Raw genomic sequence first — 16,640 nt, forward strand, 5'->3', positions numbered from 1 at the left:
GATACAACGCTCTTGGGAAAGAAAACGAACAATGATGACAAGCGAACTGGGTCTGAGCTTGCTGATTCTTCTAGGTTTTGCCACATCGGCAACGCAGTCCAGTGTAATAGGGCTATTGGGTTCCAGCCTGATATTGGGGATTGTGTGGCTCGTTTATGCCTTGAATCGGCAAATCCAAAAGCGTCAACAAGCGGAAGCTGACTTTGAAGCCCTCTACAATCAGGCTCCTTGTGGCTATTACTCTGTAGATCAAGACAGTGTGTTGAGCGCTATTAATGATACCCAATTGCGCTGGTTAGGTTACAGCCGAGAGGATGTGATAGGCTCGCTCCAGATTACAGATTTAATTGTTTCTGAGGATGCGTCATCCTGGGCAAAAATCTTTTCCCGTATCCAGTCTCAGGGTGAAGTCAAAGACATAGAAATTCAGATGATTCGTCAAGATGGGACAAGCATCCCCGTACTCTTGAGTGCTACGGCAATCAGAAATGCGGTCGGTCAATTTGTGGGGGCTTGTGGCACTATCTTGAATATTACCCAGCACAAACAGAGGGAGGATGCGCTCCGCAAGAATGAAGAACGCTTTCGGTTGGCGATCGATCATATTCCCGATGGCTTCGTGATCTATGATGAACAGCGGCGGTTACAGTTTGTTAATGCTGAAGGGCTAAGACGGAGTGGACATTCCCAGGAGGAACTGCTGGGATACACCGATGAAGAAATCTATCCGCCCCAAATTACCTCTCAATATCTACCAACCCTACTACGAGCCATAGAGACGCGCAGCTTACAGACCTCAGAATGTACGCTCACGTTGCCCACCGTTGGGACTTTTACCGTGGTGGTAACCTACGTCCCATTACTGAATAAACAAGGGGAAATCTCGTCCATTTTCGGTATCACTCACGACCTGAGCGATCGCAAGCGGGAAGAAGAAGCTTTACGTGAGAGTGAAGCACGCGTTCGCTTAGCCTTAGAAGCGACTCAAATCGGCACTTGGGACTGGGATATTTTAACCAACCAGATGACTTGGTCGAGTGGTGAGCAACAGGTGTTTGGTCTGACCAATGGGACTTTTGAGGCGACCTATGAAGCTTTTGAAACTTGTCTTCCTCCTGAAGAACGGGACTCCCTACTCGGTGCGGTGAATCGTTCTCGTCGCACACGGCGGGAATTCCATCACGAATTCCGGCTGATGTGGCCCGATGGTAGCCTGCACTGGGTGGAAGGAAAAGGCAAGTTTTTCTACAACCAGGAAGGACAGGCCATCCGCATGGTCGGCACCCTCGTGGATATTAGTGAACGCAAGCAAGTTGAGGCTCAGTTACAGCAGAGTGAAGAAAAGTTCCGCCAGTTAACCGAAAACATCAATAAAGTGTTTTGGATGACAACAGCGGATTTCAGTGAAATGCTCTATGTCAGTCCCGCTTATGAGCAAATCTGGGGACGCAGTTGTGAAAGCTTGTACGCCAATCCTAAATCCTTTGCGGAGGCGATTCACCCCGAAGATCGACAACAAGCACTCGCGAGATTTGAGGATAACACGACCCAAGAATTGGACATTGAATATCGGATTGTCCAACCAGACGGCTCCTGGCGCTGGATTAGAGACCGCTGTTTTCCCATCCGAAACCATGCAGGAGAGGTTTACCGTCGCGTAGGGATTGCCCAAGACATTACCGAGCAAAAACAAGCTGAAACCTGCCTGCGACAGACGAACGAAGATTTAGAACGTCGAGTTGCCTTAAGAACCACAGAATTACAACAAGCCAATAAGCGATTGCAACGCGAACTGCTGGAACGGGAGCAAATGGAACAAGCCCTGCTCCTAGCCTATCAACACTTACAGTTCCATGTGGAAAACACCCCTTTAGCGGTGATTGAGTGGGACTGTAAATATCGCCTGATCAATTGGTCAAAACAGGCGGAAAAAATTTTTGGTTGGACAAGCGAAGAAGTCATCGGTAAGCATCCCCAGGAATGGCGGTTTATCCCTGAACAGGACAGCGAACGAGTCAATAAGGTGATGGACCAGTTAGCTACCGGCTCTCAACCGCGCAACCTTAGTGATAATCGCAACTACACCAAAGATGGCAGAGTCATCGACTGCGACTGGTACAACTCAGCTTTGTGTGATGCCTCTGGAAACCTAGTCTCAATTTTGTCTCTCGTTCAGGATGTCACGGAGCGCAAACAAGCTGAATCTGCACTGCGCCAAGCTTATGATCAGCTAGAAATTCGGGTTCAAGAACGAACACGAGAATTGTTCAATGCCAATAAAGAGTTAAAGAGTGAAAATACCGAACGTAAGCGGGTAGAGGCAGAACTCAACACCCGTGCCAGACAGCAAGCGGGTGTTGCCGAACTGGGTCAACAGGCACTAGCCGGTAAGCCACTCGACCCCCTGATTAATCAAGCGGTTGCTCTGGTTGCACAAATTTTAGAGGTAGAGTACTGCAAGGTTCTAGAACTTCTGCCCGATGGAAAAGCCTTGCTTCTGCGCGCTGGTGTCGGTTGGCAAGAAGGACTGGTAGGAGAAGCCAGAGTGAGTATGGATCTTGATTCTCAGGCTGGCTATACATTACTGTCGAGAGAACCTGTGATTGTGGAAGACTTAGGGCAAGAAGTAAGGTTTAGTGACCCCTGTCTCCTGCATCAGCATGGAGCTAAAAGTGGTATCAGTGTGATTATTCCCGGTCGAAACCGTCCCTATGGGGTTTTGGGAGCGCATACCACTCAATACCGGAAGTTTACGAAAGATGATATTCACTTTCTCCAAGCCACCGCTAATGTGCTGGCGACCGCAATCAACCGCCAGCATGTAGAAGAGGCACTCCGTCAGGCTCATGATGAGTTAGAAATTCGCGTTCAGGAACGAACAACAGACCTGGAAAAAGCCAATGCAGAACTTCAACAGAAAATTCTTGAGCTACAGCAGGCACAAGAAGAACGAGCCACACTGATCGCCATTCTGGAAGCTACTCCTGATATCGTTGCCACAGCCAGCGTTGATGAACAAATATACTACCTCAATAGTGCCGCTCGGAAGGCATTTGGATTTGGGGAACAAGAGGATTTTGCCAATTTCACCCTTGCCGATGCTCATCCGGATTGGGCTTATGAACTGATTCGTCATGAAGGAATTCCAGGGGCAATTCGTGATGGAGCCTGGGTGGGCGAAACGGCATTTTTAAGCCACCCGAGGACACGAGGAAGAAGTTCTGACGGTTCGCTCAAGGCTCCTGACGACCAAGGCATCGAAATTCCGGTCAGCCAAGTGATTATTGCCCACAAATCTCCGGATGGACATGTAAAGATGCTTTCGATGGTTGCCCGCGATATCACGCAACAAAAGAAAATCGCTGCAACCCTGTGTGAAGCGGAGCGACGTTGGCGCAGCCTACTCGAAAATGTACGTCTAGTGGTGGTGGGACTGGATAATCAGGGAAAGGTTGAGTATGCCAATCCCTGCTTTCTAGAATTGGTCGGGTACACCAAAGCCGAGGTCATAGGCAGCGATTGGTTTGAGACATTCCTGCCGCAACACCAGAAAAAGCGGCAGCAGAACAATTTTGTAGAATTTTTAGAACAGGAATTTTACACTCATAATCAGACCATCATCCTGACGAAGTCCGGTGAAGAGCGAGTGATTGCCTGGAACACGACGTTACTCCAAGATTTACAGGGTTATGTGGTTGGTACTCTGAGCATCGGGGAAGATATTACGGAACGTCAGGTGATCGAACGGATGAAAGACGAGTTTATCTCTGTGGTGAGCCATGAACTCCGCACTCCGTTGACTTCAATTCACGGGGCGCTAAACCTGTTATCGAGTGGCTTGGTGGATACTCAGTCAGAGAAGGGTCGTCGCGTCATCGATATTGCAGCACAGAGCGCCGAACGCCTCGTGCGGCTCGTCAACGATATCCTGGAGTTGGAGCGCTTAGAGTCTGGCAAAATTAGCTTGCTCAAACAAACCTGCGATGTCGCTGAGCTGATGATCAAAGCCACAGAGATGATTCAGGTGATGGCGAATCGAGCTGGAGTAACTTTGTCTGTGTCTCCCAACAGGGTTTCCCCGGAGGCATCGGCAAAGGCGATCTCACTATATGCTGACCCTGATCGGATTATTCAGGTCTTGACAAATTTACTCGGTAATGCAATAAAATTCTCGCCTAGAGGTGCTACCGTCTGGTTGACGGTGGAACTGCAAGAGCCAGAAGAACGGGAAAACAACCCCATCGTTTTAGACCCAACGTTACGGTTATCGCATCAAACCGCTCAAACGCCAACGCTCGTCAATGGGAGAACCACACACGGCCCTTCGACCAAGCTTCGCCAAGCCTCGTCAGTGGCGGAGAATTCTCTGTTCATCCTAGGTAAAACCGACCCATCCCTCGCCACCTCACCACCCCACCGCCTCACCTCCACTGTCTTGTTTAAGGTTAAAGACCAAGGACGTGGCATCCCTGCTGATAAACTGGAAACAATTTTTGAGCGCTTTCACCAAGTTGATGCCTCGGATTCCCGGAAAAAAGGAGGCACGGGTTTAGGATTGGCCATTTGCCGGAGTATTGTGCAGCAGCACGGTGGAAGGATTTGGGTTGAGAGTACTCTAGGTGAGGGCAGTACTTTTTACTTTACGCTGCCCGAACGCCATACTGAGGACGGCAACGATGACCACAAAGAAAGTTTTAGTGATTGACGATGAAGATGGTATTCGAGAAATTATCCAAATTTGCCTGGAGGCAGCAGCCGGATGGGATGTGTTAACGGCGGCTTCAGGTAGTGAGGGCTTAGCCACAGCTCAAGCTGAACAGCCTGATGCCATTTTGCTCGATGTCATGATGCCTGATATGGATGGACCGACAACGTTTCGGCAGTTGCAAGCTCATGCTGCCACCAAGCACATCCCAACAATTCTGCTCACCGCAAAGGCCAAAATTAGCGAACAACAGCAATTTATTGATTTGGGTGTAACAGGGGTGATTACAAAACCTTTCAAAGCTCAGGATTTAGTCAATCAGATTTGCGCGATTTTGCACTGGAAAGAATGACAAAAAAGTAGAAATGATGAAGTATCAAATAGCCCATTTTTTATTCTTCATACTTTATCTTTCAGTCTTCTATGACTGTTGTTTCGTCTATTTCTTCTGAGGTTATTTTCAGAGGGCGATTGGCCTTCGATCAGGGTTTCGATGATGGCAGAAACTAGAAAGAAAGCGCCAACAGCCATAAAGCTTAAAATTACTGGCATTCTTTTCGACTCCACTGTTGATACTTCAACAGTAGAAGTCTTTTCTTTGCTAGAGCTATTCCCTTATGCAACTCGTTTAATCGACTCTCTACTTTGGGTAAAACGAGGGCAATTTTTAAGGATGACTGAAATCTCGGAGTGGACAGTTTGGCAACTGGTACAGATGAGTTTGGCTTTTGTGGCGTGTCTGGGAATACTAACGATGGACAACATAACATACACCAAGCCAGAGCTAGGTGGGGAACTTCTGCTGATGGTTCTGGCTTTTTCTTTTTATCGCAACTCTCAGGTCAGCATATCTGTAAATAGGCAGACTTCTGCTGATTGATGTTGTTGGAGTATAAAGATGATTTCCCCATTCTAGGGGGATAGTGCTTGAATATTAACCCAGGATGACCCCTAACTAGGATGACCTCTAAAATAATAGGGTGCGTCTCAACGCACCCTACAGCAGTCACATAGCAAGATGCTTGCTTGTCAACTCCCTAAGTGGCTAAGGCTCGTGGCTTAAGTTCTAGTTCAAAGCGATCGCCTGGTTTAGGTTCGATGACTTGGGTAGAGAGATTGTTTTGAGCCAGCTTTGAACGAAATTCCTCAATACTCCCCACCGACCGCAGCGCAGAAACCAGCATTCCTGCATATTCGACTTCACCCGGTTCTGCTGAGGGCAGCATCACTTGGGGTTGCAGCCATTGTGCAACTTCTAAGCCGCTCTGGGTTCCTCTAATAATTGGCCCAATCAGGGGCAGCGCTAGGTCTATAAGTGGGGTAATCACGACATCAACAGGTGCAGCTTTCTTCAAGGATGGGGAATGAAAGCCATGGGGTTCGTAGTAGATCGTTAAATCCGTGCCTAACTCTTTGAGGAGATAGCCATTTTCTACAAGAGTCGGCCCAACAGGGCTACCGGGAGTTGCTTTGATTTCAACTCGATGATCGAGGCTGAAAGTTTCTCCATGCTTGAGGGCTGTCACTTCGGTATAACCCAACTCCCGCACCACCTTGGCGGCATTGGGAGAACCCACGACAGGAATTGTGCGAGCCAGTTGCTTCAGAGTTGGCGGATGTGCATGGTCTTCCAACCCTTGGGATAGCACGATTAGATCGATGTTGTCTGGAATTGCGCGATCGCTGTGTCGTGAACCTTTAAACAGCCAGTCGAGCTTACCAAAGACTAACGAATCCACTAACCAGGGGTCAATGAGGATTCGTTTTCCTCCAAGTTCAATTAGCCAGGAGTTACTGTCGAACCAAGTCAGGTACATAGTCGTTGTGAAGAGGACGCCTGTTCTTATTTTAAGCAATTGTTACGTAATATTAACTATTGCCTCAAAAAAAGGTCAAGAATTGAATATACAAAGCCATATAATTGAGTTGTCACTGCCTATTGAACTAAATAGTATTACGATAAAAATTGGTTTTTTCCGCAATAGTGTAAACAGCAACCCTTTGAAAACTTTTTTATATTGAAAGAGGGGCTTTATTCTGGCATGACCCAGATCTAAACGATATCCATCCCCAAAGAAGAACTTATCCCTATCTTTACTGGGTGTTTCTGACTTCACAAAATTTTCACGAATTTTTTTTAAATTACAGAATGTGATGTATGAATTAATTTTAATACTCATAAGTTAAGGAACATTAACGATGAACAGGTATCAAATAAGCCAATTAGAAGCTGCGGGCGAGTTCCTAAATCTGCTGGGTATTCCCGGTCCTTATACTTTCAAAGAAAAAATCAGAACGATTGAAGTTTCCCAAGAGGCGATAGAGGGTAGACTTCTAGGCTCTTGTGAAAGCTGCTACATTTCCATTCGAGAAGTAACAACTAAGATTTGTAAAGATATCTATGCTGAGCGCCTCAAGCGGCAAAAGAGGTTTCCTAGAAAACTTAACTTTGTGGATTGGCGGGATGATTTAGAATTATCTTCCTCAATAGTTAGTCCTAAGGGGTGGCTTGGAAGGAGGTTAGGTTCAAGACAAGGAAAAAGCTATCGCCTGTGAGATATTGCGCTCATGCTGTACTCAAAATGACTGCTCAAAGCCCCATTGCAGCCCGTGTGGACTATATAGTATCGAGCTTATTCGTTGCCTAAAAGCTCCCCTTGACAATATCACCCAATCGGGTGAACGCATCAGGTGAAGCCTAAGGAACTGCATCGAGCCTACGATCCAGAAATGTAACCACTGAGTCACCCCACCCTTTCACTCCGGTGGGGTTTTTTGGGGAAATTTCGGCAATTTCAGTTATTTTTATTGAGAAAATCGCGAACAATCTCTTTTAGAGACTCTCCCCTCTGGCAGGGTAGTATTGCACAAAAGAACAACGGAAAGTGTCGCTTTACTCAAGGTTGCATCCCTCAGGTTAGCATCGCTTAAATCGGCATCCATGAGGTTAGCATCGCTTAAATCCGCACCACTGAGGTTGGCTCCACTCAAGGTAGAACCACTGAGATTGGTACGCCTTAAATCAGCCCCCCTGAGGTTAGCCTTACTCAAACTGGCACCTTCTAAGTTGGAACCATAAAGGTTGGCTCCATTCAAGTTACATTGATCACACTTCTTAGTGGTTTGTAATTGCCGAATCAGCTCAGGGGTTTGAGCTTGGGTTGGACTTGCCAATACAACCAGAACCAGCAGTAAAAGAGAAGTCGGAAGCTTGAGATGCATAAACTTAGGAGCTACAACAATCCATGTAGGGGTAAAGGGTTTGAGGGCACCTTGACAAGAGTGCCCTCAAAAGTGTTAACTGTGCGACAAACTCTCTAAACTTAAGGGAACCATATCTCCACTTGTTGTCAGTCCTAATAGCATCGGCTCGTGCGGTCGAATAAACTTACCCGTGAGTACGCAGCGTTCTTCTTGTTGGGCTACAGCTTCTATACTGGCTCGGATATCAGACCGGGAAAATTCGGGGCGATAATCACCGGATTTTTGCTGCACATAGTTCCAAAGTACATCTCGTATCAGAGCTTGATATCCCTGGTTGCCAGAGAGTTCTTTGAGCTTCTCTTTGAGTTCTCTCTCTAAACGGATACTGGTCACTTCCATGTCAGTGGTTGCCGTTCTAGTGAGTGTACGCATCATCTTTTTTCTCCAAAATATATGGACATGTTTGTAATACCAGTGTAGTATGTAAAAGTCAGCTTTCAAATCCATCTTTACCAATTCACTTTCTGTGAGCCTTCATATATCTCTTTCCACCCTATGCCCTGATGCTGCCGCCCTTCGAGGTTGGCACTCAGTGACATCACGGGTGGATTTTTGGTATGAGGGCAGGTATAGCTCGATAGAAGAACATAAAGCAGAGATTGGCAATCAATTTAATAAAGACGCCGGGAATTTCCTGGGTGTTGATAGTAAAGCGGGACGCAATAGCGTCTTTCCACAACGAGATACCAGCCGGGGGAGGTACAGGCGAACAAACGCCGTACCAACATAGGACAAGAAGACTCTTAATGTTTTCACCTAACCCCCGCTCTTAAACCAAAGAGGCGGGGGTTTTAACTATGAGGAAGCAAACCGTGACGAGCGCAACTGAAGTGTTAAGGCAATCTGTGGTGGTGTTCTCGAAGAACTATCTGCCAGTCAGTCGGGTCAACATTAAGCGAGCGATCGCTCTCCTCGTGACGGGGAAAGCTGAACCTCTAGATTTTACGTTAGGCAAAGGAGGCAAAGGCATTGCCGTGCATTCACCCAGTGTGGTGCTGTTGGTACCTGAACACATTCGTTTGACGATTACAGATCGAGAGCGGGTTTGGAAAGTGCCTCCTGTGAATCGACGGGAAGTTTTAAGACGAGATAAGCACACCTGTCAATACTGCGGCAGCACCAAGCACTTAACACTCGATCACGTAATTCCCCGATCAAAAGGCGGAAAACACACTTGGGACAACGTAGTTATAGCTTGCGAACGGTGTAACAGCCGAAAAGGCGATCGCACTCCCCTGCAAGCGGGAATGACACTACGCACCCAGCCGAAAGCGCCAATGCACCCAACTGTTGCCTTCTCGGAGCAGTTCTGGCGTGAACAGCAAGTAAACCTGGAGAGGCAGGAGATATAGCTGATGCTGAAACTCACTTATACCGAAAACGGCTTTTATTTAGAGCGTCTGGCTCAACCCCTTGAGGAATGGGTCACGGCACGAGTGATTCTGGCGCTGAGAGCGGGTACTAACCTTTGTGTCGAACCCAGCACGGCATCGTTTCTGCTGCCCGTGGGGATGCCACAGCTGCGTCATCTGGAACGGCATAAGGAGGGAGAAGATGCGATCGCGCTTTCAATCTGCGATGCCGAATACGTCGAAGTCAGCCTCAAAGGAACTTGGATGACATCAGACATTGATGGTGCTGAAGGGGTCTTTGTAACATCCCTGAATTACGCGGTTGAATTTTTCCTGATCAAGCTGTGGGAAGAGTCTCAAATCCGGACTAGTTGTCTGCCATAACTCGCGCAGCAACCCTAATCATACCAAGTTGCGTTCATACGTAGCACTTTCTCTCCCCCTTGTCTCCCTTGTCTCCCTTGTCTTCAACAGTCCCCCTATCTACTATCTTTGACTGCAACTTGGTATCAGCCACCAATTGAATTGTGTGAGGTAGCACGGCGATGCTACCTCCTCTTTCCTTCGGCTGTATGAGAGGCACTCTTACAGAAGACTAAGGGCAAAAAATTTGCACTATATATTATCGACACTTCCTTAGCTTCTCTCGCTCAAGCCTAGTAACTGCAAGGCATTGACAACCTCAAAAAAAACTTTCCCCAAACCCTTGACACTTTATGTAGTATTTATGTAGTATTTATGTAGTGAAGCAAAGAACGGAGCTAAAAACTCCAACTCCAAAGCACTATGTTGTTACTACTGATTCGATTCCCCGGTCAACGTAGACCAAATCGGGATTCAAACAAAAGACCGAATCAGCCTCCTTTCCAAAAACCTGAAAGAGTGCGAGAACAACGGTCATCCGAACACATCAATCAAATACAAACCAACGTTCGCTATCACAATATCAGACAGATATATCAACTAGAACGTCGGTTCTTTCTCTAAATAATCTAAGTTCTTTCACTGAACCTTGAAAACTGAATAAGAAAGCACCCATTTAATTCATCAATCTGTGCTGACAGCCATAAGCACAGATGTCTTGAACGGAAGCGTAGCTCAACTGGTAATTAGTACAAGATGTTCTTCAATCTGTTCTGAAAACCCGTTGATTTCCTCTTACAAAAAGAGGTCAGGTAATAACCGGCTACGCTCCCAAAAATCAAGACCTATAAATAGTGGGAATTGCTGATTGAGTCCTGGGACTGTAGCTCAGTGGTTAGAGCGTTCCCCTGTCGAGGGAAGGGTCGCCAGTTCAAATCTGGTCAGTCTCGCTCAACGGCAATTATGGAAGTTTAAATTCAGATCTTGCACCAGGCTTTTTACCCCACCCCAACCCTCCCCTTATCAAGGGGAGGGAGCTAAAGTTCCCCCGAACTCAAGCCGGAGCTTTAGTGAGGAGGCTAGGGGGGTGGTGCAAGATGTGAGTTAAAACTTCCTTCTCCCACCGAATGGCCCCATCGAATAAGGGCTAATTCACCTGTCTTTCAAGCAGGCAATACGGGTTCGAGTCCCGTTGGGGCTATCAGATTGATGAACGAGGTCGAGTACCCAAGTGGTTCAAGGGAGCGGATTGCAAACCCGTTATTCGTGGGTTCAAATCCCACCTCGACCTCTCAATCTGCTAATCATCTGGTGCATGGGAGTATAGCTCAACTGGCAGAGCAGCGCCCTCTTAAGGCGAATGTAGCAGGTTCGACCCCTGCTACTCCCACATCAGTTCGCGAGGCTCCATCGTCTAGTGGTTAGGACGTCGCTCTGTCACGGCGGAGATGGGGGTTCAATTCCCCCTGGGGCCGTTGTTCGATTTAATGGCTTGGGAGTATAGCTCAGAGGTAGAGCAGTCCTCTCATAAGGGACTAGTCGCAGGTTCAAGTCCTGCTACTCCTACTGAAAAACATAGCCTCATCGTCTAGTGGTTAGGACACTGCCCCCTCAAGGCAGAAACGAGGTGTACCCTTCGGGAACACTGACGCGAACAAATCCCCCTGGGGCTATTTGGAGAGGTGGCTGAATTGGTTAAAGCACTTTCCTGCTAAGAAAGCATGGGGCAACCCATTGCAGGTTCAAATCCTGTCCTCTCCGCCTTTTTACCTGGGTCGGCTCGCCTATTAGCGTGGGCAACTGTCTGTAAAACAGCCGCTTTCGTGCGTTGCAGGTGCAAGTCCTGCTCGACCCATTGAATTTTGGATTTCAGATTTGGGTTTCAAAGTTCAAATCGTATGTGGGGATGGTGTAATTGGCAACATCTCGATCTCCAAAATCGAAGATCTGAGTTCAAATCTCAGTCCCCGCGCCAATGAGAGCGTAGTTTAACTGGATAAAACATTAGTCTACGAAACTGAAGAGGTGAAGGTTCGATTCCTTCCGCTCTCGTCAACTTGGAGAGGTGGTCGAGTGGCTTAAGGCGCAGACTTGGAAAGTCTGATTAGGTTTTACCTAACGCAGGTTCAAATCCTGTCCTCTCCGTTGAAACTTTCCCCGGTAGCTCAGTTGGTAGTAGCGCCTGTTTGAAGCACAGGAGGTCGTCAGTTCGATACTGACCTGGGGGGCTGTCGTTGCCTCATAGCTCAATGGTAGAGCCACGCGCTGTTAACGCGGGGGTTGTAGGTTCGAGTCCTACTGGGGCAGCCATTTATTTCATTGCCGGGTGGACGAATAGGCAAGTCGCAGTTCTCTGAAATCTGAGATACAGGTTCAAGCCCTGTCCCGGCATCCACGAATTGGGGAGTAGGCGACGTTGGCAAAGCCACCTGATTTTGGATCAGGATTTCGTAGGTTCGATTCCTGCCTCCCCAGTTGTGCTCTCTGACTTTGATAGAGCAGCTAAATAATACTCCTGTAGCCCAATCGGAAGAGGCAGCAAGCTTAAACCTTGCGCGTTGCTGGTTCAAACCCAGCCAGGAGTATCTACGGGATGTGGCGCAGCTTGGTAGCGCAGCAGCTTTGGGAGCTGATGGTCGCAGGTTCAAATCCTGTCATCCCGATATGCCCCTGTAGCCCAATCGGAAGAGGTGCCGCACTTAGAATGCGGAGGTTACTGGTTCAAGCCCAGTCAGGGGTATTGGTGCGATGCGGGGATAGAGCAACGGTTAAGGATCGGCAGTCTCATAAGCTGAAATCAGCAGGTTCGACCTGCCCCCGCCACCAAATTGCAGGCGTGGTGCAATGGCAAGCATAGGAGTTTCGTAATCTTCTGATGCGAGTTCGACTCTCGCCGCCTGCTTCGAGCAGATGTGGTGTAATACCAAGTTGCAGTCAAAGATAGTAGATAGGGGGACTGTTGAAGACAAGGGAGACAAGGGAGACAAGGGAGACAAGGGGGAGAGAAAGTGCTACGTATGAACGCAACTTGGTATAAGTGGTAACACAAGGGCATGGTAAGTCCTCGATGTGTGTACCCTAGCCTTCGGCAACGGCTAACGCCGAACGGGAACGCTTCGCGAACAATCCCCGCCGTCTGCTCCAGATAATGCAGGTGTGATGTAACTGGCAACATGAGGCTCTTGTAAAGCCTTCTTGCGAGTTCAAATCTCGCCACCTGCTTGTGGCTAGGCTAGAGGTCTTTTTTTGTAGTGGAGAGGAGGGAAATATGACAACCATGACGGTTACGGATGCTCTAGCAGAGTTGACGCTGTTGGAAAAGCGTATTAATTCAGCAAGAGTAGCTTTGGACAATAACACATTGATTGCTGTTGTTGAAGTCGGCAAAGTGCCAACAGGCTTTAAGTCCAGAGACGATCATGCAGCGCAAGCGAGAGCATCTCTGCAAAGGGTGGACGCTCTGATCGATCGCAGACGAGTTATCAAAAGAGCGATCGTTCTTTCTAACGCTTCGACGATGGTTTTTGTTGCAGGGCAAGAGATGACAATCGCAGAAGCCATTGAAATGAAAAGCTTCATCTCCTACTACAAAGAAGTGCTTGCCACGATTACCTTAGCTTACTCTCGCACCTGCCAGGAGTACAAAGTTGCCCAAGCGCGGGTGAAAGAGCGACTGGATAAACTGGCGATAGAAGTGTTAGGTAAGAATGCTTCTTCGGAAAAGTACCAGTCATTAGCGGATAGCTTCCTGGCACGCGAGGGGGTTGAACTGCTCGATCCAACTACTTTGGCAGAAGAAATTGCCAGACGAGTGACGTTCGTCGAACAGTTCGAGTCAACTTGCGATCGCGTTCTGTCTATCAGCAATGCGCGGACAATGATTGAAATTCCCGACTAAAATGGGCTTGCTGGTCACTCGAAAATCTCTAAATTTATGGTTTTGGTGGATAGCTCAATGGGTAGAGCGCATGACTTCCAATCATGAAGTTGTTGGTTCGAGTCCAACTCCATCAACCATGAATGTTAAAGCTTAAAGCTCAACGCTTAACGCTCAAAGTTCAATCGTTAAAGATTAGACAGTCAACATTCAAACCATAAAGGTTAAAGCTCGATAAAATCCAGGGGTTCTGGTTGTAGGTTCCATAAAACCTTGAGGTTTCCACCTGGCTGAGTGGTCAGCATCCCACTTCTTTTAATCAAGCGGATATGGTGTAACGGTAGCATCTGAGCCTTCCAAGCTTTAGGTACGAGTTCAAATCTCGTTGTCCGCTCTTTCAAAATGCGGGTGTGATGTAGTGGTTAGCATCTGAGTCTGCCAGTCTCAGCGCATGGGTTCGAGTCCCATCATCCGCTTTCGTAGTCCTGTAGCTCAGTCGGGAGAGCGCCTCTCTTACAAAGAGGATGTCACAGGTTCAAATCCTGTCAGGACTACCAATTATGGGAGTGTAACTCAACTGGATAGAGTACCAATCTTCTAAATTGGCTGCTGTAGGTTCAAGTCCTACCACTCCTGTTGCAAACAAGATAAAAGGAGGTTTTTTTTTCTGAAATTAATTGAACGGAATGTTGCGATCGCGATTGTATGGGTCTGTAGCTTAATTGGTAAAGCATCGCTCTGGCAGAGCGAAAGATGTCAGTTCAAGTCTGACCAGTATCCAGAAAACATGGGTCTGTAGTTCCAATGGGAGAACGCTTCTCTTGCAAAGAAGAAGTTGTGGGTTCGACCCCCACCAGATCCACTGTGTCTGAAGTAAAAGTGGTCAAGGTATCTTACAATATTCTTTGACCTTGACCACTTAAGCCAATGACTAAGAAGCAGCGTAAGTACAGCAAAGAGATTTTAGAAAGTGTTGTTAAAGAATCGCGAAGTATTAGTGAAGTTGCTAGAAGACTAGGCATTCCTGATAGAGGAGGAAACAGGAAAACAATTAAAAGTAAAATTAAGCAATTTGGAATTGATTGCAGTCACTTCACTGGACAAGCTTGGGCTAGAGGTCAAACGGCAGATACAAGCGAACCAATTCGTAGAATGAGAACGAAGCTCTCATATTCAAATGATGAAATATTTGTTCAAAATTCTAAATACTTAGGAGGGGGTAGCAGACTAGCTCCAAGACTCAGGAGCCTGGGATGGAATTATGTTTGTCAAGAGTGTGGATTGTCAGAGTGGAGGGGGAAAGCCTTGACCTTGCATTTAGATCACATCAATGGTATCCCTGATGACCACCGTTTGGAAAACTTACGTTTTCTTTGTCCTAATTGTCATCAGCAAACACAGACTTGGGGGAATAAGAGAAGGGATGGATATTGCAGTCCACCTTTATTAATTCAAAATAGTCAACTAATTTTGTCAACAGAAATAAATCATATATCGGTTAATACTTCTATTAAATTTTATTCTAAAAATCAATCAATAAATTGCTCTTATTGTGCTAAAGCTCTTACTACATCAAATCAACATAGTTACTGTTCTATGCAATGTTTCAACTTAGCATCCAGACGAATTGTAAGACCGCCTAAAGAGGAGTTAGAAAAAATGATTTGGACTAAACCAACTACTCATATAGCAAGGAATTTTGGGGTCAGTGATAAGGCAGTCGAAAAATGGTGTAAGGCTTATGGCATTGAGAAACCTCCCAGAGGTTACTGGGCAAAGCTAAATTCCAAGAATACGGGTCTGTAGCTTAACTGGGAAAGCAGCTAATTCGCAATTAGCGAGATGTGGGTTCTATTCCCACCAGTATCTACTTACGGTGTCTGAAGTCGAAGCGGTCGAGACACCAGGCCGTGACCCTGGTCATTAACGGGTTCAAGCCCCGTCAGGCACCCTTGAATGGAAGCTGCTGCCGAGAGGACGGCAACCTGTCTCGAAAGCAGGAGTGCAGTGAACAACTGTAGGGGTTCGACTCCTCCAGCTTCCGTTATTCAACTTGGAAGATGCCGCTGAATGGACGGCAACTGCGCTTGAACCGCAGGGTACGGCAGAGATGTCGTAGGGGTTCGATTCCTCCATCTTCCTTATCCACCAGAAGCCGAGAAGCGAGGCACTGTGCTGATAACGCAGAGGTAGGAGGGGCAGTACCTCCCTGGTGGATTTCCCTTACCTGCGGGATGCAGACTTGTCCCTCCGAAGGACAAGTAGCCAGGTTCAACTCCTGGGTAAGGGGTCATTCCTCGATCGCTCAACACCAGAGTTCTCTCCTGTCAACCGCAGGGTTCCTGCATCAAATCCAGGTTGAGGAGTTCACGTGAATGGGGATGTAGCTCGATGGCAGAGCAATCGGCTTTTAACCGATTGGGTGTGGGTTCGAGTCCCACCATCCCCACTAATTTACCCATTCGTTGTCAGTCACTTGTGGGGTTGGCGTCAGGGTCATAATTGCCCGTGGGCTGGAGTTTGGTCATCATTTGTCTGAGCAAGAAAGCATTGCTATTCCAAGCAGCGTATTGATTTGAGCCTCGCCCTCTCTGCCTCAGATAAAGTTCAGCTTTATCCCGGCAGCAAGTAGCCAGCAAGCTAACGACTGATACTAGACCAAGTTCATCAATCAGTTCCATCAGGTCATCTTGAGTCATGAGTAAACCTCCAGGGTTGTTTATTTCCTGAAGAATACCATGGCGTACCCTCAAAGGGTACTTACTGTATACTGATGGTTACTTGCTTTGTTGTTCGTCTACGAGATTGTATTCCTTTACGGCTGCCATAACTAGCAGAGTGGACATGGGGATTCCAGTCTGTTGGGAGATATTTTTCAATTTTTCCTGCAAACGTTTAGGAACTGTGACTTTAATCACAGCCGTCTCTTCTTTATCAGTCATTTCGAGGAGTCATGTTTAGATGAAACCAGCTTATCCCCTTTCCGAGTACCGATAAAGGGTAGCTATAGTCTTTGGCAGTACCGCTTCAGTGGTCGGAGTAGGGTAGTAAAGACATTTAGGCTTCAGAAGTACACGAT

14 protein-coding genes and 31 tRNA genes are annotated in these 16,640 nt (G+C 47.3%); 40 read left to right on the forward strand and 5 right to left on the reverse strand.

The features are described from left to right. The first annotated feature begins 31 nt into the window (after positions 1-31). The 3 genes from NDI48_13385 (at position 32) to NDI48_13395 (ending at position 5,585) form a co-directional block, all read left to right on the forward strand. Positions 32-4,705 (forward strand): PAS domain S-box protein, encoded by a 4,674-nt coding sequence (locus NDI48_13385; GenBank protein ID MEP0832194.1) that lies wholly within the window; start codon positions 32-34, stop codon positions 4,703-4,705. After that, on the forward strand, positions 4,677-5,057 hold the full coding sequence (locus NDI48_13390; GenBank protein ID MEP0832195.1) for a response regulator: 381 nt from the start codon (positions 4,677-4,679) through the stop codon (positions 5,055-5,057). Before NDI48_13385 ends, NDI48_13390 begins: the two co-directional genes overlap by 29 nt. Before the next feature lie 141 nt (positions 5,058-5,198). Next, positions 5,199-5,585: a hypothetical protein gene (locus NDI48_13395; GenBank protein MEP0832196.1), complete on the forward strand. Its 387-nt coding sequence runs from the start codon at positions 5,199-5,201 to the stop codon at positions 5,583-5,585. 157 nt (positions 5,586-5,742) lie between these two features. Here NDI48_13395 and NDI48_13400 read toward each other — a convergent pair whose 3' ends face one another. Continuing rightward, a complete protein-coding gene (locus tag NDI48_13400; protein MEP0832197.1) occupies positions 5,743-6,522 on the reverse strand; it encodes an MBL fold metallo-hydrolase in 780 nt (259 codons plus the stop codon). A gap of 382 nt (positions 6,523-6,904) precedes the next feature. Between NDI48_13400 and NDI48_13405 the strand changes: the two genes are divergently transcribed. Next, the gene (locus NDI48_13405; GenBank protein ID MEP0832198.1) at positions 6,905-7,261 is read left to right on the forward strand and encodes a hypothetical protein; all 357 of its coding nucleotides are present in this window, start codon (positions 6,905-6,907) and stop codon (positions 7,259-7,261) included. Between the two features lie 249 nt (positions 7,262-7,510). On the opposite strand, the gene NDI48_13410 is transcribed toward NDI48_13405, so the two are convergent. Then, positions 7,511-7,927 (reverse strand): pentapeptide repeat-containing protein, encoded by a 417-nt coding sequence (locus NDI48_13410; GenBank protein MEP0832199.1) that lies wholly within the window; start codon positions 7,925-7,927, stop codon positions 7,511-7,513. A 75-nt stretch (positions 7,928-8,002) separates the two neighbouring features. Beyond that, positions 8,003-8,341: a hypothetical protein gene (locus NDI48_13415; GenBank protein MEP0832200.1), complete on the reverse strand. Its 339-nt coding sequence runs from the start codon at positions 8,339-8,341 to the stop codon at positions 8,003-8,005. A 94-nt stretch (positions 8,342-8,435) separates the two neighbouring features. On the opposite strand from NDI48_13415, the gene NDI48_13420 reads away from it, so the two are divergent. The 36 genes from NDI48_13420 (at position 8,436) to NDI48_13595 (ending at position 16,010) form a co-directional block, all read left to right on the forward strand. Further along, positions 8,436-8,699, forward strand: coding sequence for a hypothetical protein (locus tag NDI48_13420; GenBank protein ID MEP0832201.1), 264 nt, complete (start codon positions 8,436-8,438; stop codon positions 8,697-8,699). Positions 8,700-8,781: 82 nt separating this feature from the next. Then, a complete protein-coding gene (locus tag NDI48_13425) occupies positions 8,782-9,321 on the forward strand; it encodes an HNH endonuclease (GenBank protein MEP0832202.1) in 540 nt (179 codons plus the stop codon). Positions 9,322-9,324: 3 nt separating this feature from the next. After that, entirely contained in the window at positions 9,325-9,705 is a 381-nt protein-coding gene (locus NDI48_13430) for a hypothetical protein (GenBank protein MEP0832203.1), read from the forward strand. 856 nt (positions 9,706-10,561) lie between these two features. Next, positions 10,562-10,634: transfer RNA gene (locus tag NDI48_13435), tRNA-Asp, on the forward strand. 179 nt (positions 10,635-10,813) lie between these two features. Continuing rightward, positions 10,814-10,885: transfer RNA gene (locus NDI48_13440), tRNA-Glu, on the forward strand. Between the two features lie 16 nt (positions 10,886-10,901). Next, positions 10,902-10,975 (forward strand) — tRNA-Cys (locus NDI48_13445). Between the two features lie 26 nt (positions 10,976-11,001). Then, positions 11,002-11,074: transfer RNA gene (locus tag NDI48_13450), tRNA-Lys, on the forward strand. 13 nt (positions 11,075-11,087) lie between these two features. After that, a tRNA-Asp gene (locus NDI48_13455) sits at positions 11,088-11,159 on the forward strand. Positions 11,160-11,178: 19 nt separating this feature from the next. Further along, positions 11,179-11,250 (forward strand) — tRNA-Met (locus tag NDI48_13460). Between the two features lie 110 nt (positions 11,251-11,360). Further along, positions 11,361-11,445 (forward strand) — tRNA-Ser (locus NDI48_13465). Positions 11,446-11,456: 11 nt separating this feature from the next. Continuing rightward, positions 11,457-11,539 (forward strand) — tRNA-Tyr (locus tag NDI48_13470). A gap of 45 nt (positions 11,540-11,584) precedes the next feature. Continuing rightward, positions 11,585-11,659, forward strand: a tRNA-Trp gene (locus NDI48_13475). 2 nt (positions 11,660-11,661) lie between these two features. Further along, a tRNA-Arg gene (locus tag NDI48_13480) sits at positions 11,662-11,736 on the forward strand. Between the two features lie 7 nt (positions 11,737-11,743). Further along, positions 11,744-11,829: transfer RNA gene (locus tag NDI48_13485), tRNA-Ser, on the forward strand. 9 nt (positions 11,830-11,838) lie between these two features. Next, positions 11,839-11,912, forward strand: a tRNA-Phe gene (locus NDI48_13490). Positions 11,913-11,919: 7 nt separating this feature from the next. Beyond that, a tRNA-Asn gene (locus NDI48_13495) sits at positions 11,920-11,994 on the forward strand. Positions 11,995-12,004: 10 nt separating this feature from the next. After that, positions 12,005-12,079, forward strand: a tRNA-Gln gene (locus NDI48_13500). Between the two features lie 5 nt (positions 12,080-12,084). Beyond that, positions 12,085-12,159 (forward strand) — tRNA-Gln (locus NDI48_13505). A 36-nt stretch (positions 12,160-12,195) separates the two neighbouring features. Further along, a tRNA-Leu gene (locus NDI48_13510) sits at positions 12,196-12,269 on the forward strand. Between the two features lie 4 nt (positions 12,270-12,273). Next, positions 12,274-12,347 (forward strand) — tRNA-Pro (locus tag NDI48_13515). Positions 12,348-12,350: 3 nt separating this feature from the next. Continuing rightward, positions 12,351-12,424: transfer RNA gene (locus NDI48_13520), tRNA-Leu, on the forward strand. A 90-nt stretch (positions 12,425-12,514) separates the two neighbouring features. Then, positions 12,515-12,586 (forward strand) — tRNA-Thr (locus NDI48_13525). Positions 12,587-12,834: 248 nt separating this feature from the next. Next, positions 12,835-12,906, forward strand: a tRNA-Thr gene (locus NDI48_13530). A gap of 46 nt (positions 12,907-12,952) precedes the next feature. Continuing rightward, on the forward strand, positions 12,953-13,582 hold the full coding sequence (locus NDI48_13535) for a hypothetical protein (protein MEP0832204.1): 630 nt from the start codon (positions 12,953-12,955) through the stop codon (positions 13,580-13,582). 43 nt (positions 13,583-13,625) lie between these two features. Beyond that, positions 13,626-13,701: transfer RNA gene (locus tag NDI48_13540), tRNA-Gly, on the forward strand. A 183-nt stretch (positions 13,702-13,884) separates the two neighbouring features. Beyond that, positions 13,885-13,955 (forward strand) — tRNA-Gly (locus NDI48_13545). A gap of 10 nt (positions 13,956-13,965) precedes the next feature. Next, a tRNA-Gly gene (locus NDI48_13550) sits at positions 13,966-14,037 on the forward strand. A gap of 5 nt (positions 14,038-14,042) precedes the next feature. Continuing rightward, positions 14,043-14,118 (forward strand) — tRNA-Val (locus NDI48_13555). A gap of 5 nt (positions 14,119-14,123) precedes the next feature. After that, positions 14,124-14,197: transfer RNA gene (locus tag NDI48_13560), tRNA-Arg, on the forward strand. Positions 14,198-14,268: 71 nt separating this feature from the next. Next, positions 14,269-14,342 (forward strand) — tRNA-Ala (locus tag NDI48_13565). An 8-nt stretch (positions 14,343-14,350) separates the two neighbouring features. Further along, positions 14,351-14,423, forward strand: a tRNA-Ala gene (locus NDI48_13570). A 65-nt stretch (positions 14,424-14,488) separates the two neighbouring features. Continuing rightward, the gene (locus tag NDI48_13575; protein MEP0832205.1) at positions 14,489-15,367 is read left to right on the forward strand and encodes an HNH endonuclease; all 879 of its coding nucleotides are present in this window, start codon (positions 14,489-14,491) and stop codon (positions 15,365-15,367) included. Beyond that, positions 15,358-15,431 (forward strand) — tRNA-Ala (locus NDI48_13580). The genes NDI48_13575 and NDI48_13580 overlap by 10 nt, the downstream gene beginning before the upstream one ends. An 88-nt stretch (positions 15,432-15,519) precedes the next feature. Next, positions 15,520-15,605 (forward strand) — tRNA-Ser (locus tag NDI48_13585). Between the two features lie 11 nt (positions 15,606-15,616). Continuing rightward, positions 15,617-15,703 (forward strand) — tRNA-Ser (locus NDI48_13590). Between the two features lie 235 nt (positions 15,704-15,938). After that, positions 15,939-16,010, forward strand: a tRNA-Lys gene (locus tag NDI48_13595). Between the two features lie 19 nt (positions 16,011-16,029). On the opposite strand, the gene NDI48_13600 is transcribed toward NDI48_13595, so the two are convergent. Next, on the reverse strand, positions 16,030-16,260 hold the full coding sequence (locus NDI48_13600) for a hypothetical protein (GenBank protein ID MEP0832206.1): 231 nt from the start codon (positions 16,258-16,260) through the stop codon (positions 16,030-16,032). Positions 16,261-16,338: 78 nt separating this feature from the next. Then, positions 16,339-16,503, reverse strand: a complete 165-nt coding sequence (locus tag NDI48_13605) for a ribbon-helix-helix domain-containing protein (protein ID MEP0832207.1) — start codon at positions 16,501-16,503, stop codon at positions 16,339-16,341. Positions 16,504-16,640: the final 137 nt, after the last annotated feature.

Source organism: Microcoleus sp. AS-A8 (genome assembly GCA_039962225.1).
In the GTDB taxonomy this organism is placed as follows: Bacteria; Cyanobacteriota; Cyanobacteriia; order Cyanobacteriales; family Coleofasciculaceae; genus Allocoleopsis.